This window comes from Thiocystis minor, from assembly GCF_016653465.1.
In the GTDB taxonomy this organism is placed as follows: Bacteria; Pseudomonadota; Gammaproteobacteria; order Chromatiales; family Chromatiaceae; genus Chromatium; species Chromatium minus.
The window spans coordinates 26,069-52,037 of record NZ_NHSQ01000026.1 but is presented as its reverse complement, the minus strand read 5'-3'; the positions used below and the strand labels follow the sequence as shown (position 1 = coordinate 52,037).

The 25,969-nt window shown below is 63.3% G+C and carries 22 protein-coding genes, 1 tRNA gene and 4 pseudogenes; 7 read left to right on the top strand and 20 right to left on the bottom strand.

Features of this window, described 5'->3' with window-relative positions; translation table 11 throughout:
- The coding region (locus tag CCR95_RS01605) for a transposase (protein WP_201091270.1) at positions 1–178 on the bottom strand (178 nt) is incomplete at its 3' end.
- Between the two features lie 66 nt (positions 179–244).
- Between CCR95_RS01605 and CCR95_RS25765 the strand changes: the two are divergent.
- Positions 245–577: pseudogene (locus CCR95_RS25765) on the top strand (transposase); the annotation flags it as partial.
- 428 nt (positions 578–1,005) lie between these two features.
- On the opposite strand, the gene CCR95_RS01595 reads toward CCR95_RS25765, so the two are convergent.
- The 3 genes and pseudogenes from CCR95_RS01595 to CCR95_RS01580 all read right to left on the bottom strand — a co-directional run bounded on the left by CCR95_RS01595 (position 1,006) and on the right by CCR95_RS01580 (position 4,699).
- The gene (locus tag CCR95_RS01595; RefSeq protein ID WP_201091268.1) at positions 1,006–2,502 is read right to left on the bottom strand and encodes an ISNCY family transposase; all 1,497 of its coding nucleotides are present in this window, start codon (positions 2,500–2,502) and stop codon (positions 1,006–1,008) included.
- Between the two features lie 171 nt (positions 2,503–2,673).
- A pseudogene (locus tag CCR95_RS26555) lies at positions 2,674–2,913 on the bottom strand (Tn3 family transposase); the annotation flags it as partial.
- Positions 2,914–3,349: 436 nt separating this feature from the next.
- On the bottom strand, positions 3,350–4,699 hold the full coding sequence (locus CCR95_RS01580) for a cytochrome P450 (RefSeq protein WP_201091265.1): 1,350 nt from the start codon (positions 4,697–4,699) through the stop codon (positions 3,350–3,352).
- On the opposite strand from CCR95_RS01580, the gene CCR95_RS01575 reads away from it, so the two are divergent.
- Entirely contained in the window at positions 4,698–5,417 is a 720-nt protein-coding gene (locus CCR95_RS01575) for a lysophospholipid acyltransferase family protein (RefSeq protein ID WP_201091262.1), read from the top strand. The two genes, CCR95_RS01580 and CCR95_RS01575, sit on opposite strands and share 2 nt — an antisense overlap.
- A gap of 85 nt (positions 5,418–5,502) precedes the next feature.
- On the opposite strand, the gene CCR95_RS01570 is transcribed toward CCR95_RS01575, so the two are convergent.
- Entirely contained in the window at positions 5,503–5,721 is a 219-nt protein-coding gene (locus tag CCR95_RS01570; protein WP_201091261.1) for a hypothetical protein, read from the bottom strand.
- Positions 5,722–5,812: 91 nt separating this feature from the next.
- Positions 5,813–6,331, bottom strand: coding sequence for a hypothetical protein (locus CCR95_RS01565; RefSeq protein ID WP_201091260.1), 519 nt, complete (start codon positions 6,329–6,331; stop codon positions 5,813–5,815).
- A gap of 452 nt (positions 6,332–6,783) precedes the next feature.
- On the opposite strand from CCR95_RS01565, the gene CCR95_RS01560 reads away from it, so the two are divergent.
- Entirely contained in the window at positions 6,784–7,554 is a 771-nt protein-coding gene (locus CCR95_RS01560) for a glycosyltransferase (protein ID WP_201091259.1), read from the top strand.
- A gap of 13 nt (positions 7,555–7,567) precedes the next feature.
- Here the strand turns inward: CCR95_RS01560 and CCR95_RS01555 are convergent, their stop codons facing one another.
- Entirely contained in the window at positions 7,568–9,268 is a 1,701-nt protein-coding gene (locus tag CCR95_RS01555; protein ID WP_201091258.1) for a glycosyltransferase family 39 protein, read from the bottom strand.
- Positions 9,269–9,331: 63 nt separating this feature from the next.
- Here CCR95_RS01555 and CCR95_RS01550 point away from each other — a divergent pair, with 63 nt between their 5' ends.
- A complete protein-coding gene (locus CCR95_RS01550; protein WP_201091256.1) occupies positions 9,332–9,562 on the top strand; it encodes a cytochrome P450 in 231 nt (76 codons plus the stop codon).
- Here CCR95_RS01550 and CCR95_RS01545 read toward each other — a convergent pair.
- The 4 genes from CCR95_RS01545 to lpxD all read right to left on the bottom strand — a co-directional run bounded on the left by CCR95_RS01545 (position 9,551) and on the right by lpxD (position 13,560).
- Entirely contained in the window at positions 9,551–10,783 is a 1,233-nt protein-coding gene (locus CCR95_RS01545; protein ID WP_201091254.1) for a glycosyltransferase family protein, read from the bottom strand. The genes CCR95_RS01550 and CCR95_RS01545 overlap by 12 nt on opposite strands.
- On the bottom strand, positions 10,780–11,991 hold the full coding sequence (locus CCR95_RS01540) for a beta-ketoacyl-[acyl-carrier-protein] synthase family protein (RefSeq protein ID WP_201091253.1): 1,212 nt from the start codon (positions 11,989–11,991) through the stop codon (positions 10,780–10,782). The genes CCR95_RS01545 and CCR95_RS01540 overlap by 4 nt, the downstream gene beginning before the upstream one ends.
- The gene (locus tag CCR95_RS01535; RefSeq protein WP_201091252.1) at positions 11,991–12,236 is read right to left on the bottom strand and encodes a phosphopantetheine-binding protein; all 246 of its coding nucleotides are present in this window, start codon (positions 12,234–12,236) and stop codon (positions 11,991–11,993) included. The genes CCR95_RS01540 and CCR95_RS01535 overlap by 1 nt, the downstream gene beginning before the upstream one ends.
- A 208-nt stretch (positions 12,237–12,444) precedes the next feature.
- On the bottom strand, positions 12,445–13,560 hold the full coding sequence (gene lpxD / locus CCR95_RS01530) for a UDP-3-O-(3-hydroxymyristoyl)glucosamine N-acyltransferase (protein ID WP_201091249.1): 1,116 nt from the start codon (positions 13,558–13,560) through the stop codon (positions 12,445–12,447).
- On the opposite strand from lpxD, the pseudogene tnpA reads away from it, so the two are divergent.
- A pseudogene (gene tnpA, locus CCR95_RS01525) lies at positions 13,539–13,832 on the top strand (IS200/IS605 family transposase); the annotation flags it as partial. The gene lpxD and the pseudogene tnpA sit on opposite strands and share 22 nt — an antisense overlap.
- 260 nt (positions 13,833–14,092) lie before the next feature.
- Here tnpA and CCR95_RS01520 read toward each other — a convergent pair.
- The 5 genes and pseudogenes from CCR95_RS01520 to CCR95_RS01500 all read right to left on the bottom strand — a co-directional run bounded on the left by CCR95_RS01520 (position 14,093) and on the right by CCR95_RS01500 (position 17,840).
- Positions 14,093–15,313 (bottom strand): glycosyltransferase family protein, encoded by a 1,221-nt coding sequence (locus tag CCR95_RS01520; protein WP_201091247.1) that lies wholly within the window; start codon positions 15,311–15,313, stop codon positions 14,093–14,095.
- An 18-nt stretch (positions 15,314–15,331) separates the two neighbouring features.
- A pseudogene (locus CCR95_RS26230) lies at positions 15,332–16,270 on the bottom strand (IS1595 family transposase).
- Positions 16,271–16,448: 178 nt separating this feature from the next.
- A complete protein-coding gene (locus CCR95_RS26020) occupies positions 16,449–16,619 on the bottom strand; it encodes a hypothetical protein (protein ID WP_338115322.1) in 171 nt (56 codons plus the stop codon).
- Between the two features lies 1 nt (position 16,620).
- Positions 16,621–17,598: a tyrosine-type recombinase/integrase gene (locus CCR95_RS01505; protein WP_338115321.1), complete on the bottom strand. Its 978-nt coding sequence runs from the start codon at positions 17,596–17,598 to the stop codon at positions 16,621–16,623.
- 165 nt (positions 17,599–17,763) lie between these two features.
- A tRNA-Arg gene (locus CCR95_RS01500) sits at positions 17,764–17,840 on the bottom strand.
- A 205-nt stretch (positions 17,841–18,045) separates the two neighbouring features.
- On the opposite strand from CCR95_RS01500, the gene ppsR (CCR95_RS01495) reads away from it, so the two are divergent.
- Positions 18,046–19,428 (top strand): transcriptional regulator PpsR, encoded by a 1,383-nt coding sequence (gene ppsR, locus CCR95_RS01495; RefSeq protein ID WP_201091245.1) that lies wholly within the window; start codon positions 18,046–18,048, stop codon positions 19,426–19,428.
- A gap of 16 nt (positions 19,429–19,444) precedes the next feature.
- On the top strand, positions 19,445–21,613 hold the full coding sequence (locus CCR95_RS01490; protein WP_201091244.1) for a GAF domain-containing protein: 2,169 nt from the start codon (positions 19,445–19,447) through the stop codon (positions 21,611–21,613).
- 62 nt (positions 21,614–21,675) lie between these two features.
- On the opposite strand, the gene CCR95_RS01485 is transcribed toward CCR95_RS01490, so the two are convergent.
- The 4 genes from CCR95_RS01485 to ppsR (CCR95_RS01470) all read right to left on the bottom strand — a co-directional run bounded on the left by CCR95_RS01485 (position 21,676) and on the right by ppsR (CCR95_RS01470) (position 25,951).
- Positions 21,676–21,948, bottom strand: a complete 273-nt coding sequence (locus CCR95_RS01485; RefSeq protein WP_201091238.1) for a hypothetical protein — start codon at positions 21,946–21,948, stop codon at positions 21,676–21,678.
- Entirely contained in the window at positions 21,941–23,182 is a 1,242-nt protein-coding gene (locus CCR95_RS01480) for a geranylgeranyl diphosphate reductase (RefSeq protein WP_201091237.1), read from the bottom strand. The genes CCR95_RS01485 and CCR95_RS01480 overlap by 8 nt, the downstream gene beginning before the upstream one ends.
- A gap of 224 nt (positions 23,183–23,406) precedes the next feature.
- On the bottom strand, positions 23,407–24,309 hold the full coding sequence (gene chlG / locus CCR95_RS01475) for a chlorophyll synthase ChlG (protein ID WP_201091235.1): 903 nt from the start codon (positions 24,307–24,309) through the stop codon (positions 23,407–23,409).
- 202 nt (positions 24,310–24,511) lie between these two features.
- Positions 24,512–25,951 (bottom strand): transcriptional regulator PpsR, encoded by a 1,440-nt coding sequence (ppsR, locus tag CCR95_RS01470; RefSeq protein ID WP_201091232.1) that lies wholly within the window; start codon positions 25,949–25,951, stop codon positions 24,512–24,514.
- Positions 25,952–25,969: the final 18 nt, after the last annotated feature.

Here is a 25,969-nt window from a genome sequence, read left to right as displayed (position 1 = left end):
TGGTCTCGAACAAGGTTCCGGCTTGCTCCAGGATCTCCTTCTTCCATTGCCCGACTTGGACCGGATGCACACCGTGCTCTTGGCCAATCTCGTTGACGGTTTTCACCCCACGAATGGCTTCCAACCCCATCTTGGCTTTGAACGCCGCCGCGTAAGTCTTACGCTTTGCTTCACCCATTTTAATCAACCCTTTCGTGCCGGCTTGACAGCTTAAATGACTGTCCGGTTTTCGGGGTCCACTTTAGTGGTCGCCTGCGAAAGTGCCAGCATCGAACCGCTGATCGCGATCAAACGCGAGGAACACCACCCCCATTGGTCGGAGCGCTTCGCGAATCCGCCGCCTCCCCCATCCGACGCGACCCCGGTCGAGCGGATGGTCCATCGCCTCAAGACCCCCAAGGGCCGGACGACCTACGCCCTGCGTAAACAGACCGTCGAGCCAGTCTTCGGCATCATCAAATCGGTGATGGGATTTCGTCAGTTTCTCACGCGCGGTCTGGACAACGTGCGCAACGAGTGGACCCTGGTTTGCCTGGCGTGGAACCTCAAACGCATGGCCGTCTTGCGCCCGCAGTAAGGGAAATTCGCAGGAAAAGTGCCTTTTTGGCCGAAAAAGGCTATTTTCGAGGAAAATAACCTCTTGATTGTCTTTTCCAGCCAATCTGAACGCCCAAGTCCGACAGGCTGCTAGCTCGCGCCATTGCGCTGGCGTGCGTCGCTTCTCGCCCATGTCTTGTCCTCTCGCTGCAGTGACAGGACGCTAGGGTGCAAACAACATCGCCGCTCGTATAGAAGGTAATTCGCCGGACGCTTACATAGTGTCTGACCGAAAACTCTGAATTTGACCCCAGTCGGGGGCAATTGATCGCACCCGGCGAGGCATTTTTCTTGAGTCAGTCCTGGTTGGAACGCCGCGCGCAGCGCCGGATGAGAAAAAGTCTCATCATGGCCCTCGCGCAGACACACGCCTCCCTGAGTACCAGCCGCGTCACGCCAACAAGGGGGTTAGGCGGCCCGCCGTTGCCGACGCCGTTCCTGCTCAGCCTCAGCGGCCAACAGGATGGCACCAAGGCGGTGAATATTACGCGCCGCCACCGCCATGGCCACATAGCGTTTAAAGCCGTCGAGGCCGTGGTCGGGGCAACGGTCGAGCCCATGCGCCTCCAAGGCGTTGATGGCCGACTCCACCGCGCTGTGGCGGTGGCGCAGGCGGATGAAGCGCGGGTCGTGCTCGCGCTCCCACTCGGCGCCCGAGCACTTGCCCTTTTTGGGCAGCACCGGCAATGCCACGATCTGGGTCAGTTGGCGTTGATTGGCCGGGCTGTGAAAGCCTTTGTCGAAGCTGACGCTGTGGGTCTCGGGGAAGCGGGCGCGGATCGCCATCACGAAGGGGACGGCGATCTGATCGTCAGTCGTCTGTTCCATCACCTGATGGTGCAGGATGAACCCCTGCTGATCTTCGCCAATCGCCACCCGCAGCCCCAGCTCGACCGCCACCCCGGCCTTGCCTTTGCTGATCCATTCGGTGTGCGGCTGGAAGATGGAGAAGACCTTCTCGCCATGCGGGATGCGCTCACCCTCCAGGAGACGACGGCGGATCTGAACGATCTGGCGCGCGCCGTGGACCAGATAGGCGTCCAACGGGGCCAGTTGAACCTCGGGCACATGGGCCTCGACCGCCAGCTTGAGGCGGGTCAGGCGCGCACGCTCCAGGAACGACTCGGCGAGCGCCAGATAGTCACTGCAGGCCTGCCGGATCTCGCCCTGACGGGCCTCACGCTTGGCCGCGTCCTGGGAGGTCGAGCGCTTGAGCTGCTGGACCCGCCGATACGCCTGGTTCAGGCCGCGCAGATTGTAAGCGCTCTGGCGCCAGTCGCTGAAGGAGGCCTGTTCGCACAGGTCAGCACTGGTCTCGATCGCCTTGCGCACGGCATCGGCCAGCAGGTTGAGGTCGGTGGGAAAGTGCACGTCGGTCTCGACCACGAAGGAGTCAACGCGCACCGCGAGGGCGTCGTCCGGACTTTTTTTTACCAAAACGTGACCGGCTCGGACGACCTCCTGGTTGATGCGATCCAACACCTCAGGGGTGAACAGGCGCAGGTTGTCCTTCAGCGTCTGCAACGCATAACGGGTGTCATCCGCCCAATCGCCATGGCCAAGCATCTGGCGGATGGTCGCATGCTGATTGGCCAGTTCCTGGATCCGATCGTCGTCGGCATTCAGCCCCAGGCGCAGGGTACCCAACACCAGGATGCGCCACTGGGGCATGCCCGGTCGGCCGGTGTCCGCGCTGACCGCGCTGACCGTACCGGTGTCATCGACCCGATCAGGCAGTACCTCCGCGAGGATGGCGAACACCCGCTCGCGCACCGCTGTCTCGTTATCAATGAACTGCAATCCGCGCAGGAGGCGCGGGATATCGTCACGCGATTGGCGGTCGAGTTCGATGGCCGCGATGTCCTGTTCGCCGAGTTGGAATTGGGGGTCGATAATCTGACGCATAGAGAGAAACGGAGCACGAAGTTTTTTGCAATTCAGCCCGTCGCACGATAGCCATGGACCGGAATTTCAGCGGTCGAAACAAATCATCAATGGGTTACAGTCTATTTCTGGCCCCATTGTATGGTGAGTTTACGCAATCTTCGACCAAGGGGCTTGATTGTAACCTATTGTTCAATAAGTTAAACAGGGTTGTCGGTCAGGCACTACATAGCAGCCAAACCGGTTGAGGTGATGAGTTCGATAGGGATTGAAACAACCGAGCAGTTTTGGCGTCCGCGGCTGTCCTTCGGCTTCCAGTTCCTTCGGTGCCTGAGTCATTGTGTGGCAGTTGTGGAAAATCACTCGGTTGGCGATCAGGTGGTTGTATTTGATGGTCTTCAACTGGTTCTCCCGGACATTCTCCTCGCTCGCCTCGGCGCCGAAGTAAACCCACTGGGCGAATTGGTTGAAACCTTCGCATTTGTTCTGGGCGGCCTAAATCAGGCGCCGGAGTTCGGGATTGCTGATGTCGTCGAGCAGGAAGACCGTGCGAACCACGCGGCCGAATTCTCGAAAGGCATAGTCGAGTTTGTTCTTGCGGCTCGCGGTGCATGGTGCTGCGCGAGCACTTCGCGTGCGCACCAGCCCCAGCGACCCACACTCAGCTTGAGCTGTTCGACTTCGACGACTTACTTCCATTTTGCCCCCCACATGCCGCGACTACCAATGCAGTCATCACCTATGTCCGTGCTGTTCCGCCTGCCAACGCTGATCCACCGGTGCGATCAGTGTGGGAAAGTGGACGGCACCCGCCGGGAAATAATTTGAGAAACGGCCGGTTGAATAAAGTGAGAGCCAACACAGCGCCTCAGCGGCGAGACAGAAGCATCGGCAGCCCGTAGCGGGGACGCAAGGTCAGGCGCCCTAGGGGCTCCACCACCGCGCCGGGTCGCAGGTCCAGGCGAAAACGCTGAGCGCTCATCGCCACGGCGCAGACCAGCTCTTGCATGGCGAAACCGGCGCCAGGACAGACCCGCGGTCCCGCACCAAAGGGAATGTAGCACTGGTTGCGGCGCCGTCCGCCGGCATCAAGGAAGCGTTCCGGCTGGAAAGCATGGGGCTGCTTCCAGAACCGGTGATGCCGGTGCAGCAGCCAGGGAGAGATCACCAACAGCGAGCCGGTGGCCAGGGTGCGTTGACCGAGCCGGCTCTCGCCACGCGCTTGGCGCGTGAACTGGTAGATGGGCGGGTAGAGGCGCAAAACCTCGCTGACCACAGCGCTGACGTAGGGCAGCCGCGCCAGGTCACCCGGCGTTGGGGTTGCGCCGGCGAGCTCACGGTCGACCTCGGTCTCCAGGGCGCTGCGAACCCTCTCGTCCTGGCTTAGCAGGTAGTAGGCCCAACACAGGGCATTCGCGGTGGTCTCGTGCCCCGCGAGCAGGGCGAGCATGAATTCGTCGCGCACCTGGGTGGAGTTGAGGGTCTCATGCCCCTTTGTATCGGCTCTCATGAGCAGGCCAGGCAGGTCCCGGTGATCGCCGCCTCCGCGGCGGCGGACCGCTTCCAGGATCGTCTCGACCACCCCTTCCAGCCGAACGACCGCACGCCGGGCTTCGCGCTCGCCCGGACGGGGCAGCCAGCTCGGCAGTCCCAGCAGGCTCATGAGGTCCAGCCGGCCGAGGGTGTCCTGGTAGCGATTGAGCGCCTCGTAGACGGTGCGAGCGTGCCCCTCCAACCGGAAGCTGAACAGGGCGCGGCTGACCACTTCTGCCGCCAGACGGGTGCACTCCCAGGACATCTCCAGCTCGGCACCCTGTTCCAGCATCTCCCAGCGGGAGAGCATCTCGTCCACCGCCTCGATCATCAACCCCTCATAGGCATGCAGCCGTTCGTGGCCGGTCAACAGCGGGGCGATGGCCCGGCGACGCAGTCGCCAGTCTTCATCCTCGCTGATGAAAAGCGATCTGCCCAGCAACGGTCGGAGCGGACGCCAAGTCTCGGCACTCTTGATATAGTACTCTGCCTCGCGTACCAGCACCTGACGGACGTCGCCTGGGTTATTCAGCACCCAAAGGTCGCGGCCGGGCAGTCGCCGGTGCATGAGCAATTCAGTGAAGGCCCCCTGGTGCCAGATTGAAAGACTGTTGTCGCGCGCGGCGGTCAGCCATTGCCAGGGAGCGAGTGGACGAGCGGGCATAGCAGGACAGGGGTGAGACATGGTCGAAGGCTCTTCCAAGCGGGTTGAATCGGATCGGATCGGCGGTTTGCGCCGGGGTGACCAGGCTATTATCGCCCTGTTGGCCCCGCTTGGTCGCTCTCTGATCAGCAGTCTGCGGGTCAGACTGCACGACCGACACCACTTCATCCGCCTGGCCGACGCCGGCCAGCCTTTCATCTTCGTCATCTGGCATTCCCAATTACTGCTGGCGGTGCAGACCGCCGCCGAGCAGGGCATCGTCACCCTGGCCAGCCCGACGCGGGATGGGCAGATCGGCGCCGCGGTCGCGCGCCACTTGGGCGTCGAATCGATCACCGGCGACAGCCGCTACCAGTCCCTCGCCGCTCTGCGGCAGCTTGCCGGGCACTTACGGCAAGGCCGCTCGCTCGGGCTCTTTCCCGATGGTCCGAGCGGCCCGGCGCGGCGTATGAAACAAGGCCCGCTGGCGCTGGCACGGCTGACGGGTTGCCCCCTGGTTCCGGCGGCAAGCATCGCTCACTGGGGGCTAGGACTGCGCAGCCACTGGGATCGGTTCGTGCTTCCGCTGCCGTTCTCGCGGGTGGATGGGGTGGTCGGAGCGCCGCTGTGGATACCGCGCGAGGCCGGGCCGGCCGATCTGGAACAGCTCGCGCGCGAGCTGGAGCAGCGGATGAACGCACTTGAGGAGCGGCTGCGGGGGCTTGTCTCAGGGCGTCCCGGAGCGTCGCTGTCCGGCTGAGCGCCGGACTGAATCGACGGGAATGGACTAGTCCAGGGCGTTGCCGCGCGACCCATGATCGGGACCGAGGCTCATTCCTGCCGAACTATTGCACCTGGGGCTTGTGGCGCCTGGGGTAGGTGAGAAGCTGAAAAGCGACCGTCTGCACGAGCGGAAGGTAGATGAGGCGGGCGATGGCGTCCTGGCGCAGGTCGATCCACCCATAGAAGGTCAAGTCGAATGCCAGCACGCCCATGAGGTAGGTGAGCAGCAACAGCAACCATAGCTTCAGGAAGACGACGGATTCTTTCCAGAAGATGCTCAAAGGGGTATTCCTCGGTGATGGGCAACCGCTCCGATCGACAGCGCGGAACTGCCGCGCCAGATCGGAGAGAGAATCGCGGACGCCTGGGAAGTCAAGCGCGCAGATGGAGATCGTCGCCGAAGCCGCGATTGCGCAGCACGCCGATGCCAGCGAACGCCAGGAGCAGGATCATGACGGCGTATCCCCAGAAGGACAGTGTGGGGATGCCGCTGGGACTGATGGCTGCGGCCAGCCCCGTCGAGACGGTCGGGCCGCCGGGGCACTCAATATCGATTCTCTGATTTTGGGCGTCGACCGGCGTGTAATAGTTGAAGCCGATGTTGAAGGTCCGTCCGCCGCCATAGGGGAGCTGGAGCGGCAACAGCCAGTGGGTGGGGGTACGTGCGTCCGGATAGTATTTCAGGGGGATATCCATACGCAAATCCGGTGCGCCCGGGTAGGCCAGCCGCAGCGCCAGAGTGTCCGCCAGCCCGTCTCCGTTCGTGTCCACCAGATAGCCCGATCCGGTCCCATGCCCGTTGGTGAAACTGCCGGAATGGAACAGATCGCTGCCGCTCCTCCTCGAAAAACTCAGGCCACAATCAGGCAGCTCCAGACTGGTGTCGGTCAAGGTAACCGAACTCTGGCAGACGAACCCGTCTGTCCCAGTCAGGATCTGCGCAAATCCTCCTCCTTGACTGGGACTATAGCGAAGTTTCCAGGTAACACCGGTGTCAGGACCCCTAGCGGATTGGGTCACCCCATCCCCACCCGAGACGGTGCAGTCGACTTGAGCCAATCCAGAGCCAGAACCGGCCGAGAGGGTGGCAATGGCGAGGAATCTGATCACAGCAGATGAATTTGACTTCACTTTAACCTTCCTCTGAAGAGTTATACCGTAGAGGGTAACCGCATGGGCGTTTAATCTAGCATCTTTGGCTAGCCATTATCACCTGGATCGGACGAAAAAATACTCAAGCTTTTCATCGTCCGTCATATTGGCACCTTTTCCCTATGTCCGCTCTCGCCCACTTTCAATCTTCGGTCTCCATCCCCTCCGGCGAGACTCCCGACCGCCAAGGGGTGAGACTATCGCTTGTGCTGATCACCCTCAACGCGGCGTCCAGCCTGTCGCGCTGTCTGGAATCGGTTGAAGGTCTCGCGGACGAGATCCTGCTGGTGGATTCGGGCAGCACCGATGGGACTCTGGAGATCGCCCGGGTAGCTGGCGCCAGGACACTGCACCGCGATTTTGACGGCTACGGCTCGCAGAAGCAGTTCGCACTTGAGCAGGCGCGGGGCGAGTGGCTGCTCTGTCTTGATGCGGACGAATGGCTGGATCCGATTGCGTGGGACGGCATTCGGCATCTGCTGGCTCACGGCGACGATCCGTCCCCCGATGGTTTCTGGTTGCGCCGCGTCACACTCTATCTGGGGCGTTGGGTGAACTATGGTCCCTGGCTGGGTGAGCGCAAGCTGCGCCTGGTGCGCCGTAATCGGGCCCGCTGGGACGCGGACTGCATACATGAATCCCTGCGCCTGATCCGGGGCCGAGCGGGTCACTTGGACGGTTGCATCCTGCACCGCCCCTACGACAGCCTGAGTCATCAACTGGCCAAGCTGGACCGCTATACGGACCTCATTGCCGCCAGGGACGCCGACACGCCCCTGTTGCGAGTCCTGTTTGGCGTGAGCCTGGAGCCCTGGCTGGTGTTTCTGCACCGCTATCTGGTGCAACTGGGGTTTCTGGATGGCTCGAAGGGTCTGATCGGCTGCGGCATGTCGGGCTTCTACTTCTTTCTGCGCTACGCCAAGATCCTTTTACGCCGGCAAGTGCCGGCTGATTCGCCATAGCGGCCTTGATCCCTCAAGGCGACATGACGGCCGGCAGCCGGCGCGCCACAAGGAGCAGGCGGGATTCGCGGGCGTGATCGTTGAAATTGACCGTCGTCACCGAGCCGAGCCGCGCGAGATCGAGGGGACCCGTTTGGGCCTCGATGGTGGCCAGTTCCTGCTCTGGAACGATGAGCATCGCCGGCGTGGACTCCTTAGACCAAGCGGCGATAGCCTGGGCCGATTCGGGCAGCTCGCGGATTGGGTTTTCCACGGGGCGACGCAGGTAGAAAACCAGGCCTGGCTCACGGTAGCCGTGCGCATACACCAGCGTGCCGGGATCGATTCGCGGCGTCAGCAGGCTAGCGATGGCGGGGCCGGGCTTGATCCGCGACTCCAATGGCAGGACCACCAGATAGACCGACGCGAACAGGATGAGTGGCGTCGCGATCATGAGCATGAGGTTGACGGGCTGGAGCTGTTCGCGAAGCTGCCAGCGGATGACTGCGGCGGCGCTCAGTGCCAGGGCGATTGCCGGCACCAAGGCTTGAGCCAAGGTCTGGGCTCCGCCGCTGACCCAGCCAATGACAGGCAGGGCCGCCATGGAGATTGCCGCCATGACGCCGAACAGATAGGCCCCACCCCGCAGCCAGGCACGGCTTCCGTCCGATAGCTGTCCGTGCCTGTGGGCGGTCAGCGTCGCGGCAACCAAAATTGCCACCGCCGGAAACAGGGGAAGGATGTAGTGAGGCAACTTCGTTGCAGCCAGGCTGAACATCACGAAGGTCGGAGCAATCCATCCCCAGAGGATAGCCCTTGCTCGGACTCCACCGATGTCCCTGTATAGCAGCGCCGCTAGACTCGCCGGAAGATGGATTGCCCAGGGGAAGAAACCGATGACCAGCACCGGGGCATAGACCGGCAGCAAGGCAAGGTAACCGCCCAGGCTGCTCGCACCATGGCCTTCCATGGGATGCACCACCTTTGACAATACTTGCTGTACCAGTCCCACCTCGAGCATCTTCCCTCCCGAGGCCAAGTCCGCGGGAATCGCCCAAGCGAGGAAGATCGCTAGCCCAAGGATCATGGCCGCCGCTGTCGCCAAGAGTGGCAGCGGCCCTGCCCAGACAGACCGGCGCCCGATCGCCAACGAGGTCAGAACCATTGACATGAGCACGACTGGTCCGATCGGAAACTTGGTCAGCATCGACCCGCCCATGGCCACTGTCATCCAGAGTCCAGACCGCCACCAAGGTTTTGGCTGATGGATTTGCTCCACGAAGGCCCAAATGCCCAGCGTGATGAACATCAGCAGGACCATGTCAAGCATGGCCAGCGATCCAAGGATCAGCGGCAAGATAGCGGTCATCAGGATGACGGCGGACCACCGCCCCGTTTCCGCGTCGAAGAGTCTGGCCGCAATTCGTCGGGTGAGAAGCGCGGTGGCCAGTAGCGCTAAGGCCGAGCAAAGCCTCGCGGCAAGCTCGCTCTCGCCGAGCGCGACCATGGAGAGTGATATCAGCCAATACCCCAGTGGGGGCTTGTGGGCAAAGGTTTCACTGTTGAAGTGGGGAATGAGCCAATCGCCTCCATGCAGCATCTCCACAGCGGTGCGGGCGTAGTAGGCTTCGTCACGGTCCCACAACTGCGTAGAATCAGCAAGCGCTAAGGCGACGAGAAGCAGCGCCCAGGGGGCGAAATAAACAATGGGGTCTGCACCTGTGATACGTGTCATGTCTTTGTCGCGACGCTCAGTACAGTACAAAACCAATCACCTTCCGGCCGGAGCGCTTCCTTGATGCCGGCGAACCGCACAGCAACCACAGCAACCAGTGTTTACATCCCCTTTGGCGCGGGACTGCGGGTCTGTCCCTGCGCCGGTTTCGCCACGCAAGAGCTGGTCCGCGCCCTGGCGATGAGCGCCCAGCGTTTTCGCCTGGACCTGCGACCCGGCGCGGTGGTAGAGCCCTTGAAGCGCCTGACTCTGCGTCCCCGCTACGGGCTGCCGATGCTTCTGTCACGCTGCTGAGGCACTGCCCTGAGCCATCTCCAGGATGATGCGGGCGCTGCGTGCGGCGGCACCCGCGCCACCCAAGGCCGTCCGCAGTTCGTCGAAGCCACTGAGCTGGGCCGCCCGGGCCGAGCTTGCCGGATCGAGCAGCGCGAGACCCGTAGCGGCCATCCGCACTGGATCGATCGCGTGCAGCTTGAACTCGGGCACCAGCTCGCGGCCGAGGATGAGGTTGGGCAGCGCCACATGGGGGAAATCCTGCTCCGAGAGCTTCAGAAAGTGCCGCCCTACCCATTCGGTCATTCGATCAATCCGCAAAGCCACCAGATGCGGTACGCCGGCCAGGGCTAGCTCCAGGCTGACACTGCCGGATTTGCTCAGCGCCGCTCCGGCACGCCAAGCGACGGCGAGGGTGGGATAGGGGATTTCGGGCGTAGGCTCGACGAGGCACAAGCGGCCTGCCAGCTCGGGATGTCGGCGCTGCGCGGACGCGCATGCCCACACAAGTTCCGGTCGCAGGTGGGCTGCGGCCAACGGCACCAGAAACTTCAGCTCCGGGCGTGCGCGCGCCATCAAGGCCGCAGCCCGCGCCAATGCCGGCCAGAGCAGCCCCAGCTCTTGGCGTCTGGATGCCGGTAGCAGGGCAACGCAATTGGCTTTGTCCGACGCCATGTCACGCTGTCGCAGCCCCTCCTCGTCGACTAGCTCCAGCAGTGGATGACCGACGCGGCGCACCTTAGCGCCGGCGGCTGTGTAGAAGGCGGTATCGATCCCGTGCGTGGTTAGCAGGCAGTCGCAGTTAGCGACCACCCGCGCGGTCCTGTTCAATCGCCGATTGCCCTGGGCCGCCCAGATCCACTCCTCCGGGGGCAGGTAATAGAGGATCGGCGCGGCACTGACTCGCCGGATGATGCCGGACAGAGGGATGTTGAAGCCGGGGTAGTCCAGCAGTACGCATACCTGGGGGCGCCAGCGCGTGAGCTCATGCCGGATTCGCAGCGCCGTGGTTAGCGCCGGACCGAGATGCCGCAGCGGCGCGACGAAGCCAAGTGCGGCGCGGCTGGATGAGATCGCTAGCAATGCGGCCCCCGCCTGGCGGGTCCGCTCGCCGGCTACCGCCTTGATCTCCAGCGAATCCGGCGGGCCAGCGGCTGCCATTAAGGCCCGGACCAGCTGGGCTGCGTAGAGGTCTCCGGACACCTCGCCGGCGCTGATTAGAATCCGCAGGGGGCTGCTCACGGGTAGCGGCGGAAGGCCACCACGGCATTGAGGCCACCGAAGGCGAATGAGTTGGACAGGGCGACCTCGATTGGCATGGGACGGGCCTGGTTGGCCACATAGTCTAGATCGCAGTCCGGATCGGGCTCCAGATAGTTGATGGTCGGCGGCGCTATCTGGGTTTTCAGGGCCTGGATGGTCGCGACTGCCTCCAAGGCGCCAGCCGCGCCCAAGGCATGCCCGTGCATGGACTTAGTGGAGGAGACCGCAAGTCGTCCGGCATGGGCACCGAATACCGCACGGATGGCACGGGTTTCGCTCGCGTCGTTCGCCGGGGTTCCAGTGCCGTGCGCGTTGATGTAGTTGACCTGCTCAGGCGCGAGACCCGCATCCAAGAGGGCCGCCTGCATGGCACGAGCGGCACCGTCGGGATCCGGCAGGGTAAGGTCGCTTGCGTCCGAGGACAGGCCGCATCCCACCAGCTCCGCATGGATGGTGGCGCCGCGCGCCAGTGCCAGATCCAGGGGCTCCAGGATTAGGGCGCCAGCGCCCTCTCCAAGCACGATACCTTGGCGGCCCTTGCTGAAGGGGCGGCAGGTATCGGGCGCCAACACCCGCAGAGCCTCCCACGCCTTGACCATGCCGAAAGTCAAACATGCCTCGCTGCCACCGGTGAGCGCCAGGTCCGCCTGGCCGCTGCGGACCATGGCGAAGGCCAGGGAAATGGCGTGATTGGCGGATGAGCAGGCGCTCGAAACAGCGTAACAGGGCCCAAGGATGCCAAACTGCATCGACAGGGCACTGACTCCGGCGTTCAGCATCACCTTGGGGACGCTCAGCGGGTAGACCTTGTTGTGTCCCTCGACGTAGAGACGCTGGAAGCCGATGTCCAAGGTGCTCAGCCCGCCGATGCCGCTGCCCATGACGACCGCGCTGCGCAGGCCTTGCTCGCGGCTGGGAACGAAGCCGGCGGCCCGCATTGCCTCACGACCGGCAATGACCGCGAACTGAGCGAATCGATCCAGGCGCTGTGACTCTTGGGGCATAAGCCAATCGTCCGGATCATATCCGTGCACCTCGGCCGCCACTTTGCAGACCGTCCGCTCGGTGGGGACGATCGTCAGTGCGCCGATCCCGCTGGTGCCAGAGCTGAGGGCCTGGGAGAATTCATCCACATCGCGACCCTGGGAGCAGATGCAGCCCAAGCCGGTCACGGCGACCCGTCGCATCAGGCGTCCTTCCCCGGCTCGACCATCGACGCCACCTGCCGAACTAGGCCGGCGAGGGTCAGATCGACGGGCTTGTCGGGTAATTCGATACCGAAGGACTCCTCGATGGCGAAGAGCACCTCAAGCTGCGTGATCGAAGGCACGCCGAAATCGTCCATGGTGGATTCGGGCTTCAGCCAGTCCCGCTCGATCTGGGCTTCCTTGGCGATGATGTCGATGAGTCTACTTTCAATGTTTTGGGTCATGATGTTGGAATACCAAAGAACTTGGATGCACGGCTTTTGAGTCGCCCCATTCTTCAAGCACTGAGCGCCTGAAAATGCCGGGGCATCTCTGTCCCGCATGGCAACACGCTGAGCCCGGTTTCCCAGCCCCATCCTTGGCTGTCGCCAAGGAGAGATGATTCGCTCCATCCCTGGGGCGATTGACTTGGCGCAGGTCACGCTGGATACGTCAGCCCTTCCCCAGGCTGCGCTCGACCTGTACGAGCCGCTGTTTCAGCCGCTCGAGTTCGCCGAACATGCGCTTGAGGCGTGCGACGCTGCGCCAACGCTCCTGCCAGCGCGCATAGGGAACCGCTGGATTATCGATGAAGACCGCGTGCGCAGGCACATGCTGCGAGACGCCGGCACTGGCCGCAATGACTGCATGCGAGCCGATGTGCAGATGGTCGGCGATACCGGATTGTCCGCCCATCACGACCCGATCTTCCAGCTCGCAACTGCCGGCGATGCCGCTCTGGCCCGCCAGCAGGCAGCACTCGCCGATGCGGCTGTTGTGTCCCACCATCACCAGATTGTCGATCTTGGTACCTCGCCGAATAAGAGTATCTCCCAGGGTACCACGATCGATGGTGGCACAAGCGCCGATCTCCACGTCATCCTCAATCATAACCGACCCGAGGGACGGAATCCTGGCGGGCTCCCATGCCTCGCTGCCCATGGAATTGCCGCCGTCCGCACCGCCGATCGGCGCAAAGCTGAAGCCGTCCGCCCCGATGCAGGCATTGCCGTGGATGATGGCACGGCGGCCGACGGTGACACGCTCGCCGATCCGCACCCCAGGGTACAGAAGGCTGCCGTCGCCAATCCTGCAATTGGCGCCCAGGGTGCAGTTGGAGAGCACGCACACACCTGCGCCGATCTCGACATTCTCGCCCACATAGCTCAGGGGGCCCACGAAGGCATCCGCTGCGATTCGGGCCGAGGGCTCCACCACGGCGTTTGGATGAACTCCCGCGGCCTGACGGGGTTTGGCCGCGAACAGCGGGAGCAATCGTGCCAAGGCCAAACGGGGTTGCTCTACGCTGATCCAGCCACGCCAAGGAATCCCGGACGGCAGCTCCAGGTCGGCCGCGATCAATGCGCAGCAGGCATCGGAGGGCCGCAGGCTTCGCAGCCCCTGCGCATCGAGTAGCAGCACCAGATCGGCCTCCGCAGCCACCTGGTCCGGCCGCACGACCCTCCACACCGCAAGAGCACCGTCACCCTTGAGACTGCCATCGACTGCTCGGGCTATCGCGGCAAGCGTCAGGACAGGCGGCTGCGGCGAGGAATAGGATTCGTGCATGGATAGCCTATTTACTGTGTTTGGTGGAGATGGATGGCGAGGACGATCATGTTCACCTGCTGGTCGAGTACCCGCCCAAGGTGGCGGTCTTGGCTCTGGTGAACAGCCTCAAGGGCGTTTCCAGCCGGTTTCTGCGCCAGGAGCGGACGGACATCCAGCAGCGCGACTGGAAGGGCGTGCTCTGATCGCCCTCCTAATTCGCCGCCTCCTGCGGGGGCGCGCCGACTGCTATCGTGTACCACTACATCAGACAGCAGCAAACACCACGCTAGGCGGAAGATCCGACGACGGCGGGCGCTCTCCATCCCGGCGGGGCTTTTCGCGCAAGATCTGGTATAAAACACTGGTAGCGCCCCATGCTACCTGCAATTCTCATTTTGACCTAAACGACAAAAGCTATGACTTTGCCTTCCGAACTTACATGAGATTTTGAGTGTTCCCTTTGGATACGACCCCATGATCTTAGCTGAGATCACGACAATTCGCCGCACGTTTCCAAACTCAACGATCCGTGCCGCGCCAAGAACGACCACTATAGCCTGTTCGACGTGGGGTTGTGGGCCGACTCGACGACTTTGCGCTCCAGTTCCGAAACCAGTCGACTGGCCGCGCCCGGTGGCCCCATGACGCCTGACAGCTCGCTGCTGATGCGCTTGCGGCGGTGAGCATCCAGCAGCAAGTTTGCTAGACAGTCGGTCACTCGCTCGATGTCCAGTGGCCCCTGAAGCTCAGGGACGATCTCGTGGCCCGCGCGCGCGTTGGCCTGTGCATAGTAGGCACCATCCCCGGTCAGATAGCGCAATGCCCAACGCTTGAGCGGCCTGCCCAGCCAGTGGCTGCGCTCGATCAACCCCAGCATCCCGGAGAACATCTTGAAGCTCGGATCGAACGGAGCGACCACCAGATGCGGGATACCCAAGGCGGCAGCCTCCCCGGTGTTGGTTCCTGGCGTACTGAGTAGGCAATGCGCCCTGCAAAGCACCTCCGCTGGATCGACCAAGGGGATTCTCAGGCCCTGGTCCGTGATGAGGGCCGTGACATCCTGTTCCTGCACCATTCGCGCGCCCGCACCCGTCCCAAGCGCGTCGCGCACCATGTCATCGTCGACTAGTGGAGAGCGAGCGATCAGAAATTGCAAAGCGTCCACCCGACGCGAAAGTGCGTCCGCCACAGGTCCGACGCGGGTCAGATAGTGTCGCAACTGGAAGGCCCTACTCCCCGGCAACAAGCCGAGGATCAGAGCAGGATCGCCCGCATCGAGGTCCAACCGTCGGTCTCGCAAGGCAAACACCGCGTCCACCAATAGGTTACCAATCGGAGTAACTCCGGCGGCCATCGACTTGCATGAGTCCGTGCAATAGATGGCGTTGAAGCCGGAGGGGAGCCTGTTCGGCTGTTCGCAATAGGCCAGCACCGGGGCGCCGAGTCGCCTGCCGAGCCGCAGGCTCAAGAATGGGGCCCCACCCATGTGCAGCAAGACACTCGACCGAGGGCCGGCATCAGACCAGGGCAATGGTGCGCCCGCCAGCAGAGCCAGCGAGCGGCCCGGACTCAGAATTTGGTCTACGCCCGGCAGTTGGCGAGCAGTCTCGGCCTCATGCCCGCTGAGAAAGAGGCGTGGCCACAAGACTAGCGTGGTCTGCCAGCGCCGCTCGGTCTGCGCCAGGGCAGCCAGCAATGGACGCACCCAGGCGACGAGTTCGCCGGGGCCGCAGCCACAAATGATCAGCCTAGAGGCCAAGTAATTATCCATAATAGCTCTTCCTGTCTTTCAGGCGGCTCTGGTCAGCAAGGCCGAGAGCATGGGCTGGAGCAGCCCCCGACCGCGCCTGCGGACGTTGTGAGTGAACTGAAAGAACCCCAGGTAGAGCGGCAATTTCTCCTGGGAGATCCCGCGAGGAGGACGCAGCCAGGAGCGCGACAGTGACCAGAAGCCCTCCATGGTGTTGACATGGACCTCGTGGAAGCCGTCGCCGTCCTCATCACGAGGCGTATTCGCCCAGGCTGTGACAGACCGTTTTATGACCATAACCCCACTCCGTCAGTCGGGCATAGATGTTGTACTCGTCGGTGTAGACCTGTGTGCCCGGGGCAATCACCGCCAACATCAACGGACGGATGGTCTGTTGCTGAACATTCTCCAGCATCCGAATCACCACCTGGCCACCACGTTGGATCATGCCAAAGATCGGTGGCTTCTCTTTTTCCAGCGTCCCGCGACCGGGCGCTCCCTTCAGCCGACGGCAGCGCCCCTGGCGCCCTTTTTTTTCACGGCCTCAGGATGGCCTTTGTGGCCGGCGACCACGTACACCTCGTCACACTCGACCTCGCCCGACAACATCGGCGTCGGCTGGCTGGCGACGATCCCCGCGCGCAGTTGCTCGGTCATCCGCTGCGTGTCATCCTCGTTCAGACCCAACTCGTGGGCAATCTGAAGGTTGGAGAGGTTCAAGCCCATCAGGTACAGACAGCCGATCCAAACCATCAACGACTGATGCCGACCGGCGAAGATCGTCCCCGTCACGTCGTCAAAGCGGCGCCCACAGCCCCCACAACGATACTTCTGGCGTGCTGGCTGGGTGGTGTCTCGTCCTTGTTTGCTCACTTGCGACGACTGGCAGTGTGGGCACCTCACGCCTTCGGGCCAGTGCAAACCACGCAGGACTTCGTAACACTTAACGTCGTCCAGCAGCGTTGTAAGGGGGATCATCAGCCTAACTCCGAGACCTGCAAGCCTACTTGGCGGTTCGTAACGATAAGCCTATTGTTAATACATTACAAAAAATTAGCAGCCGCCTGAAACGCAGAAAGAGCCTATACCTTAATCAAAACAAAACCTTAGTTTTGAATCAAGACCCAGCAACTTTCAAACCGTCCAAATAATCCGCCTACGTCTGCAACATGCTCCGACGCGCGTCCAGGTGGGCGGTGCGGTTGTAGGCGCGGCCGTTCGGGTCGCGGACCGCGTGCCCTAATTGGTGCTCGATGAAATCGGGCCGGAACCCCAACACCTCATCCAGGATGGTGCGCGCCATCGCCCGAAAGCCGTGCCCGCTCATGTCATCCTTCTCGATCCCCATCCGGCGCCGGGCAGCCAGGACGGCGTTTTCCGACATCGGCCGTTCGGCGGTGCGTGCCCCTGGAAAGACATAACGCTCGCGACCAGTCACGGGGGGGCAGGTCGCGCAGGATCGCGACGGCTTGGCGGGGCAGGGGCACGATATGCGCGGTGTCGGTCTTCGTGGAGCGATAGCGCCGCTCCGCGGAGTCAAGATCGAAGTCGGACCACTCGGCTTTGCGTAACTCGCCAGGGCGAACGAACACCAACGGCGCCAGCTTCAGGGCCGCGCAGACGGTCACGGTCCCACGATAGCCGTCGAGCATCCGTAGCAGGTCGCCGACACGGGCCGGGTCGGTCACGGCCGCGAAGTGCTTGCCCTTGGCTGGGGGCAACGCCCCGCGCAAGTCGCCGGACGGGTCGCGATAGGTGCGGCCGGTGGCGATGCCATAGCGGAAAATCTGCCCAGTGGTGCCGATGGTGCGGTGCGCGCTGTAGAGCGACCCGCGGGCCTCCACGCGGCGCGCGGTCGCCAGCAACTCGGGGGCGCCGATCTCGGCAATCGGACGACTCCCCAGCCAGGGGAACAGGTCATTGGCCAGGCTGTTGGTGATTTTGATCCGGTAGGACTCTGCCCAGCCGGGGGAGTGGCGGGCGAACCATTCGCGCGCGATCACCTCGAAGGTGTTTCCCGCGCGTTCGGCGCCGGCGGCTTTTTCCGCTTTGCGGCGCGCGGCCGGGTCGACGCCGGCGGCCAGGATCTTCCGGGCTTCGTCGCGGCGCTCGCGGGCCTGCTTCAGGCTCACATCGGGATAGACGCCAAGACTCAGGCGGTTCTCCTTGCCCGCGAACCGGAATTTAAAGCGCCACCACTTGCCGCCGCTGGGGGCAAGTTCCAGGTAAAGACCGCGCTCGTCATGGAGCTTCACGGTTTTTGCCCGGGGCTTGGCGGTGCGGACCTTGACATCCGTCAGGGGCATAAAGGGGCATCTCTTTTCTGTGTGCGGCTATTGCCCCGCAATCCTGCCCCGACTTGATACCGGATGTCAACGGGCTTTATCGAACGTCGTTGGACGAATAGACAAGAAAAAACCCGCACTTAGGCTGGTGTGTCGGGCTTCTTCGGACGGCCTGGGATGGGTTAATGGCGCCCTCGACAGGAATTGAACCTGTGACCTACCGCTTAGGAGGCGATCGCTCTATCCAACTGAGCTACGAGGGCGTTGTGACGAGATCTTGGGTCGCATCGAACCCTGGTGAGATTGACAGTTTATCGCAGGCGATCCCCAAGGGCTATGTCCCGAGCGGAATTGATGGTCGATAAAATTCGTCGCGAAGTGAACGATTTGGGCTGGGTTCGACTCCAAGCGGTCAGGGCATTGGTGCGCCGCACCATCCAATCCATTGACGCCGAATCTTGAAACGCCATGACGATCCAAAACCTTCCTCAACCAGATGTGACGCTATTTCTTGATCACGAGGGGGTGATTCGTCGCGCCGCGCTGTCGACGAGCCTCCCCGACGAGGGCTTGGATGCCTGGGTGGGGCGTCCCTGGTCCGAGACCGTCGAGCCGGGTGGCGGCGAGAGCCTGCGCCAATTGGTCGAGGATGCCGCGGTTAGCGGGGTGTCGGCCTTTCGACAGGTGACGCAGCGCTTTCCGAGCGGGCGCGCGTTGCCGATCGAATATACGGCGGTGCGTCTCGGCGGACAGGCCGGTCTGGTGGCGATCGGCCGCAGCCTTCAGGCCGTGACCGAGCTTCAGTCGCGACTCGTCGAGGCGCAACAGACGATGGAGCGCGATTACTGGAAGCTGCGCGAGGTCGAGACGCGCTATCGGTTGCTGTTTCGCTCCTCGACCGATGCCGTGTTGCTGCTGCGCGCCAGTACGCTCGGGATCGTCGAGGCGAATCCGGTCGCCGCCGCGGCCTTGGGCCTGACGCCGCCAGTGACCGCCGCCGGGCAGGAGTTTCTGGCGGCACTGCTGCCCGCCGAGCGGGATGCCTTGCAAGCGATGTTGAATCGGGTGGCGGAGCAGGGGCAGGCGCCAGGAATTTTGCTTCAGATCGGGACGCCGCGCGTGGCCTGGATGGTGCGCGCCTCGCTCCTGTCGTCGGAGTCCGGCGCCGTGTATCTCTTGCAGTTGTCTCCGACCGAGGCGGTCGCGGGCGTGGCGGAGGCGCACGCCAAACTGGCGCGAACGCCGCCGCTGGAGGAGTTGCTGGAGCGCCTGCCGGATGGCTTCGCGATCACCGATCGGTTGGGCTTGATCCAGCGCGCGAATCAAGGCTGTCTCGACCTGCTGCAGATGCCGACCGAGAGTTCGGTGATTCATGAGACACTCGGACGCTGGCTCGGCCATCCGGGCGCCGATCTGACGGTGCTGCTGGCGAATGTGCAGCGCTTGGGCGCGGTGCGGATGTTCGCGACCGTTCTGCATGGCGAACTGGGCACCGAGACGGATGTCGAGATTTCCGCGGCGGGGAATCGGGAGACCGATCCGGAGTTCGTCGTCGTCTTGATCCGCGCCGTGGGCCGCCGGCTGTCGCCGCCGCGCCACGCCGATCGCTTGAATGATCGCCTGGGCGCCTTGACCGGACAGATCGGCAAGCATTCGCTGCGCACGTTGGTGGAGGAGACCGTGGGCGTGGTGGAGCGTTATTATATCGAGGAGGCGCTGGAAGCGACCCGAGGCAACCGGACGGCCACCGCCGAACTGCTTGGATTGAGCCGCCAAAGCCTCTATGTCAAGCTGAATCGTTACGGGTTGGATACCGAGTCCGCGCGTGCCGCGCCTGGCAATACCGAATGATGGGAGCCCTGTTCACTTGATCCCTGTTGTAGCGTCTTCTCCCGCCTTCGGACAGGCCAGCCTGTCGAATTGCGAGCGCGAACAGATTCAGCATGCCGCCTCCATTCAGCCGCGCGGCGTGTTGCTGGTGGTGCGCGAGCCCAGGTTGGACATCGTGCAGACAAGCGCCAACGCGGGCGAGGTGTTCGGTTTCGCGGAGAGTCTGCTCGGCTGGTCACTCGACGATCTGGGCGGCGGTCTGGAGCAGCGTGTCCGGCCGCATCTCAAGCATCCGCTGAATGTCATTCCCTTGGTGTTGCGCGGTGCTGTTGGGCACGCGCGACAGACGTTCGACATCCTGCTGCATCGCCCTCCGGCCGGCGGACTGGTGATCGAGTTCGAGCCCGCCGGGCCGGCGGCGGCGTTGTTTGGACCGGTCCAGGGGGCGTTACAGGCCATCATGGATGCCCCTTCGCTCCCCGCGCTCTGCGACGAGACAGCGCGCATCTTCAAGGGACTCGCCGGTTATGATCGGGTCATGGTCTATCGGTTCGACGATGAAGGTCATGGCGAGGTCTTTGCCGAACGCTGCGAACCCGAGCAGGAGCCGTATCTCGGGAACCGCTATCCGGACTCGGATATTCCCCAGATCGCGCGCCGTCTCTATGAGCGCAATCGCATCCGTCTCCTGGTCGACGTGGACGATGCCCCGATTCCGCTTCTGCCGAGGCTCTCGCCCCTGACGGGCGAGGATCTGGATATGTCGCTGTGCGCGCTGCGCAGTCTGTCGCCGATCCATCTTCAGTACCTCCGCAACATGGGCGTGAAGGCAACCCTGGTGGCTTCGCTGCTGGTCGGGGGGCGGCTGTGGGGCATGGTGGCCTGCCATCATCGGACGTCCCGGCCCGTGCAATACGAGATCCGCGCCGCGTGCGAGTTGCTCTCGGAGGCGATTGCGACCCGGATCGCGGCCTTGGAGAGCTTTGTCCAGGCGCAGGCCGAACTCTCGGTGCGGCGACTGGAGCAGCGCATGATCGAGGGGATCGCGCGCGAGGGCGATTGGACCTCGGCCCTCTTCGATCATCCGCAGTCGCTGCTGCAACCGGTGGAGGCCGCCGGCGCCGCGCTCTTCTACGATGGCCGGGTACTCACCACCGGCGAGGTGCCGGGCACGCTGGAACTGCGCGAGATTGCCGCCTGGCTGGATGGACAGCCGAGCGCGCCGGTGATGGCGACGGCCGCGCTGGGGCGGGATGAACCGCGGCTGGCCGCCGTGAAGTCGGTCGCGAGCGGGGTGCTGGCCACCCCGATCTCCAAAGGCGCCGGCGAGTATCTGCTCTGGTTCCGTCCCGAGCGCGTCCGGACCGTAACCTGGGCGGGGAATCCATTTAAGCCGCTTGCGGCGGGGGACGATCCGGCTGAATTGTCCCCCCGGCGTTCCTTCAGCCAATGGCATCAGGTGGTCGAGGGAACCTCCAGCCCCTGGACCTCGGCCAATCGGACCACGGCGCGTCTGATCGGCGAGTCGGTCGCGGATGTCATCCAGCAGTTCCGGTCGGTGCGGGTGCTGATCGCCCAGGCGCAGCTTGCCCAGGTTCGTTCGCAGATCCAGGTGGCGGATCAACCGATTCTGATCGCCGCGCCCGATGGGGCGATTCTGCTGGCGACCGAGTCGCTGGAGCGGCTTCTGGGGTCGGAGCGCGCGCCGCCCGAGTGTCTCGACGATCTGTTAAAGCGCCTGACGGAGCCGCTCGATCGGGAGCAGCGGGTGAGGGATCTGATGCATCACCATCGTCCCTGGCGCGGCGAGGTCTGTCTGGCGACCCGCGATCAGGGCGAGCAACGGTTTTTGCTACGGGCCGATCCGGTGTTCTCCTCGCCCGGACGGGTGTTGGGATTCGTGTTTCTGCTCACCGATCTGACCGCCCGCAAGGCGGCGGAAGCGGCACGGCAGCGGTTTCAGGCGGGCATCCTGGAGCAGCAGAAGATCATGCGCACGCCCTTGAATTCGACCGCCGATCCCGTGTATCGAAACTTGCTCTCCATCCTCGTGAACAACGCCCAGCTTGCGGCGCTGGAAGTCACGGATGGCGTCGATCCGGACCGTGTTCCGGCAATGGTCGATGGGGTCCAGACCTCGGTCTCGCGGGCGACCGAGCTACTGGAACATCTCGTGTGGTATGCGGGGCAGATGAAAGAACGGTGATGTCCAGTGAAACGCGAGGTCGCCCAAGACACGTCAATGGGATAACGTTTCTTGGAAATCGCCTAATTTGGTCGCTTCCAGCGATGTCGAAGATCGGCCAGATGGGTTAGGAGCGCGGCGGTGAGACAGAGGCTGACCCAGCCCCACCAGGCGCCGACCAGCGCGGCGCGCACCGCCAGCATCAGAAACAGCCCGGAAAGCAGGAAACCTGCCAGATCGGCGGGCGCGATGCCGCGCCCGGTCCGGCGGTGAACGATGGCGAGCAAGACGCCCTCGACCAGGAGTAAAACCAGGATGAGGTCGATCACCCGGCCGCTGGCGAAGAACTCAGCCATTGCGCGCGGGGCTTTTGGACGGTTGACCGGACACCGGCGAGACGATGCCGAGCAGGTGCGCCATGTCCTTGAAGAAGATGCGCAGATGCGCGCCGGGTCGGGCCTTGACCAAGCGCTTGTTCATGTACGCCTCCCAGGTCAGGTACTGGATGTCCGGGTCCGCGCAGAGGCTCACGAAACGCTCGCGCCGCTTGTCGCTGGCGTACCAGAACCGCTGCATGATGCCCAACACCCAGAACACCTTGCCGTGCGCCTTCATGAAGCGTTTGCGGGCGTTTTTGAGCGCGCTGGCCTTGCCGGTGGTCAGGAACTCGGCGACCGCCTCGGCGGCCAGGCGTCCACCGACCAGCGCGTAATAGATGCCTTCGCCTGAGGCGGGGGCGACCACGCCGGAGGCGTCGCCAGCCAGCACGATGTCGCGTCCGTTGTCCCAGCAACGCAGCGGTTCGAGCGGAATCGGCGCGCCTTCGCGACGCAGTGTTTCGGCCTCGGCGAGCCCGGAGCGGCGGCGCAGTTCGGTGCAGGCCGAGCGCAGCGAGAAGCCCTCGACCGCAGTGCCGACGCCCACGCTGGTGGTGTCGCCGTGCGGGAAGACCCAGCCGTAGAAGTCGGGAGAAATGTCGCCCTGATAGTAGACATCGCAGCGGGTACCGTCGAAATCGGCCGTGCCGCCGTTGGGCGGGGTGCGGACGATTTCATGGTAGGCGGAGACGAATTTCATCCCCTCCGAGCCGGGAATGCATTGCTTGGCGACCGACGAATGCGCCCCGTCCGCGCCAATCACGGCACGGGCGCGCACCTGTTCGGCTGGGCTGTCGTTGCGTCCCTGTCCGGGGCGATAACAGACCAGCGCGGCGCCGTCGCTGTCGCGCTCGATCCGCTCGAAGGTGCCGACGCGGCGCACGGCGCCGGCGGCGGCGGCGCGTTCGCGCAGCCATTCGTCGAAGTGCTCGCGATCGACCATGCCGACATAGCCGCAGTGGATGGGCATGTCGACCGTGCGGTCGGTGGGCGAGACCATGCGGGCCGAATTCACCTGATTCGCCAGCATGGATTCGGGGATGTCGAAATCCCGCATCGCCTGGGGCGGGATGGCCCCGCCGCAAGGCTTGATGCGTCCGGCGCGATCGAGCAGGAGCACGGAACGGCCAAGTTTGGCCAGATCGGTCGCCGCGGTCGCGCCGGACGGGCCGCCGCCAATCACGACGGCATCAAAGGTTTCGAGGTTTGCCATGGAAGATCCCGTTGGTGGTTAGAGATGCGCGCGTGATTTAGGGTTGGCAGTTTTCAGTTTTCAGTTTGCAGGTGTCAGATATTTTTTTCGTCAGAGAAGATATTCAGGAACTTTTCAAGTTTGAGCATCCAACAACTGCCAACTGCCAACTGCCAACTGCCAACTGCCAACTGCCAACTGCCAACTGCCAACTGCCAACAGAAATCTGAGAACTAAAAACTGGTCTAGCCCAGCGAACGCACGGCAAAGGCGCTTATCATCATGCCGGTGACATAGACGCTGACGCCCAGCCCGCTGAACCAGGTCGCCCGTTCGCGCGGGCTGCCGAGGAAGCGGATCATGAGTCCGATCTGGATCAGCAGCACCACGCCGACGGCGATGGCATGGGCCGGTTTGTCCCAGGAGTAGAGCATGGCAATGACCACGGCCTGCGGCAGGCCCATCACCAGACAGGCCACGCGGGCGGCGCCGTCGACGCCGAGCTGAACCGGCAGCGAGCGGACATTCATCTGAACGTCGCCCTCGATCGCCTTGAAGTCGTTCAGAGTCATGATGCCGTGGGCGCCGATGCTGTAGAGCAGAGCCAGGGCCAGAATCGGCCACTCGGGCATGGCGCCGCCAATCATGATGGTGGCGCCAGTGAACCAGGCCAGTCCCTCATAGGAAATGCCGGCGGCCAGGTTACCCCACCAGCCATTCCCCTTGAAACGGAACGGCGGCGCGCTGTAGGCCCACGCAATCGCCATGCCGAGTAGAGCGGCACCAAATACCCAAGGACCGAGGACATAGGCCAGGAGCAGCGAGACGGTGGTCCAGATCAGCGAGAGATACAGGCCCCAGCGTCCGGGGATGCGTCCCGAGGGGATGGGACGATTCGGCTCGTTGATGGCGTCAACATGGCGGTCATACCAGTCGTTGACGACTTGGCTAGTTCCGCACATCAGCGGTCCCGCGAAAAAGATACCGACCAGAACCAGCAGCCATTGTTCGAAAATCGGCTCGCCGGAGGAGACCACGCCGCATCCGAAGGCCCACATGGGCGGAAACCAGGTAATCGGGTGAAGAACCTCTAGGATCGCCGACGGGGATGGATAGCGTAGGGGCGCTGACAGCGTCTGTTGATTCATTCCGAAAACCTGTTCGACCGCGGGTGGCGCGGCATGCGTTGTGGGTACGTTGGATCGGCTTCGTCCGAACCAATCGGCGTCGGAGTTGACGCGGTTTCCTGTGGTGTCTTGTTCATGGCATTTGAACCGCGTTCCGCCGCTGGCTCATTGGCGACCACGAGGTTGGGGCGCGTGCAACAGTGAAGATCATTCCGACTGTGGTTTAGAGGCGATCATTTTTGTCGGGTGCGCGCAACTCGGACGTGTGATCGGCCGCAATGCCATAACGATCGATTTTGACGTACAGGCTTTGCCGACTCAAGCCCAGCAGCTCGGCGGCCGAGGCGCGATTGTCGCCGGTCAATTTCAGCGCCGCTTCGATACAGAGTCGCTCGATGGTATCGGTGGATTCGCGGACCAGTTCCTTCAGCGGCACCCGTCCGACCCGATCGGTCAATTGGTCCAGCCAGCGGGTCTGCTCGGGGCTGGGGGGCTGCTCGGTGCTCAGGCGCCGTCCCACGTCGCGGATGAAGAAGCCGAAATAGGGGCGTTCGCCATTGCGAACCGCGGCGGCGGAGATCTCCACCTCGGTCGTGGAGCCGTACTCGCCGCGGAGCATGGTCGCGAAGAGTCGGACGGTCGAATGCTGGCGCAGATTGGCCATCAGCACGTTGAGGTCAACCCCCGGTCGGCCCAGCCAGCGGTCGAGCGATTCGCCCCTGGCCTGTTGCTCGGTGGCGATTTCGGCGAGGCTGAGAAAGGTGCTGTTGGCGGTCAGAATGCGGCCGTCCGAGTCGGTGATGACCAGGCAGTCGGGCGCGTTTTCGAGTACCCGCAGATAGCGGGCCTTGGCTTCGGGCATGGCGACGGCGGTGTCGACCAGGAGCGGCGACAATCGCACTAGCAGAAAGGTCACATTTTCCTGACGTAGCAGGGACGCCGAGACGAGAAATTCCTGCAGGCTGTCGATGAGACGCGCCCGCACATCGTCGGCGCGACCGGCGGCGCGCACGCCGGCCAGCAGGCTGTTGATGGCTTGCGTGCTCTCGGGATCGAAGCCTTCGGGAAAAGGCCGGCCGATGACGCGGGTCGGCGTTTCGCCGAGGAGTTGGCCCGCGGCCGGATTGGCTTCGACCACGCGTTGCGTGGGCGCGTCGATGATGAGGATGGCCTCCGAGACCATCCGAAACAGAAGTCGGTAGCGGGTTTCGACCTGACGGAAGCGCCAATAGTCGCGCTCCAGCGCCTGCTGGGCGTCGACTAGTTGCTGCTGAAGGGCTGCCATGCCCTGCAGGTTCCTTCCCACAGCCACGACGGAACCCTTCTCCCGGATGCGCAGCGCACGGTACTGAATGGGGATATCGGCCCCGCGCGAGGACGGATGGCTGACTTGCCGCCAGCGCGTGACGCTGTGATGATTGGATTCTTCGAGGAGCGCTTCAAGATTCGGCCGGCTCTCCGGCAGGACCGTCGAGAGCCAGGGCTGCCCGACCCAGTCGGCGTTGAAGTCCGACAACAGGTCGTCGCTGCTAAAGGCAATATCGCTGACAATCCCTTTAGGATCGATCACCACGGCAATGTCCGCGGTGCCCTCGATCAAGGCGGCCGCCGTTTCGGCGTCAAGATTGCCAATGGATTCCCGCGGGGCTCTGAACGGACTCACGGCGACCAGACCCTCCAG

What these genes read in the sequence shown, in the direction of transcription:
- CCR95_RS01520 (WP_201091247.1), bottom strand. Translation starts at nt 15,313, where the DNA reads ATGGATAATTACTTGGCCTCTAGGCTGATCATTTGTGGCTGCGGCCCC.
- CCR95_RS01575 (WP_201091262.1), top strand. Translation starts at nt 4,698, where the DNA reads ATGGTCGAAGGCTCTTCCAAGCGGGTTGAATCGGATCGGATCGGCGGT.
- CCR95_RS01505 (WP_338115321.1), bottom strand. Translation starts at nt 17,598, where the DNA reads ATGCCCCTGACGGATGTCAAGGTCCGCACCGCCAAGCCCCGGGCAAAA.
- ppsR (WP_201091245.1), top strand. Translation starts at nt 18,046, where the DNA reads ATGACGATCCAAAACCTTCCTCAACCAGATGTGACGCTATTTCTTGAT.
- lpxD (WP_201091249.1), bottom strand. Translation starts at nt 13,560, where the DNA reads ATGCACGAATCCTATTCCTCGCCGCAGCCGCCTGTCCTGACGCTTGCC.
- CCR95_RS01540 (WP_201091253.1), bottom strand. Translation starts at nt 11,991, where the DNA reads ATGCGACGGGTCGCCGTGACCGGCTTGGGCTGCATCTGCTCCCAGGGT.
- CCR95_RS01535 (WP_201091252.1), bottom strand. Translation starts at nt 12,236, where the DNA reads ATGACCCAAAACATTGAAAGTAGACTCATCGACATCATCGCCAAGGAA.
- CCR95_RS01595 (WP_201091268.1), bottom strand. Translation starts at nt 2,502, where the DNA reads ATGCGTCAGATTATCGACCCCCAATTCCAACTCGGCGAACAGGACATC.
- CCR95_RS01580 (WP_201091265.1), bottom strand. Translation starts at nt 4,699, where the DNA reads ATGTCTCACCCCTGTCCTGCTATGCCCGCTCGTCCACTCGCTCCCTGG.
- CCR95_RS01480 (WP_201091237.1), bottom strand. Translation starts at nt 23,182, where the DNA reads ATGGCAAACCTCGAAACCTTTGATGCCGTCGTGATTGGCGGCGGCCCG.
- chlG (WP_201091235.1), bottom strand. Translation starts at nt 24,309, where the DNA reads ATGAATCAACAGACGCTGTCAGCGCCCCTACGCTATCCATCCCCGTCG.
- CCR95_RS01550 (WP_201091256.1), top strand. Translation starts at nt 9,332, where the DNA reads ATGCCGGCGAACCGCACAGCAACCACAGCAACCAGTGTTTACATCCCC.
- CCR95_RS01485 (WP_201091238.1), bottom strand. Translation starts at nt 21,948, where the DNA reads ATGGCTGAGTTCTTCGCCAGCGGCCGGGTGATCGACCTCATCCTGGTT.
- CCR95_RS26020 (WP_338115322.1), bottom strand. Translation starts at nt 16,619, where the DNA reads ATGAGCGGGCACGGCTTTCGGGCGATGGCGCGCACCATCCTGGATGAG.
- CCR95_RS01555 (WP_201091258.1), bottom strand. Translation starts at nt 9,268, where the DNA reads ATGACACGTATCACAGGTGCAGACCCCATTGTTTATTTCGCCCCCTGG.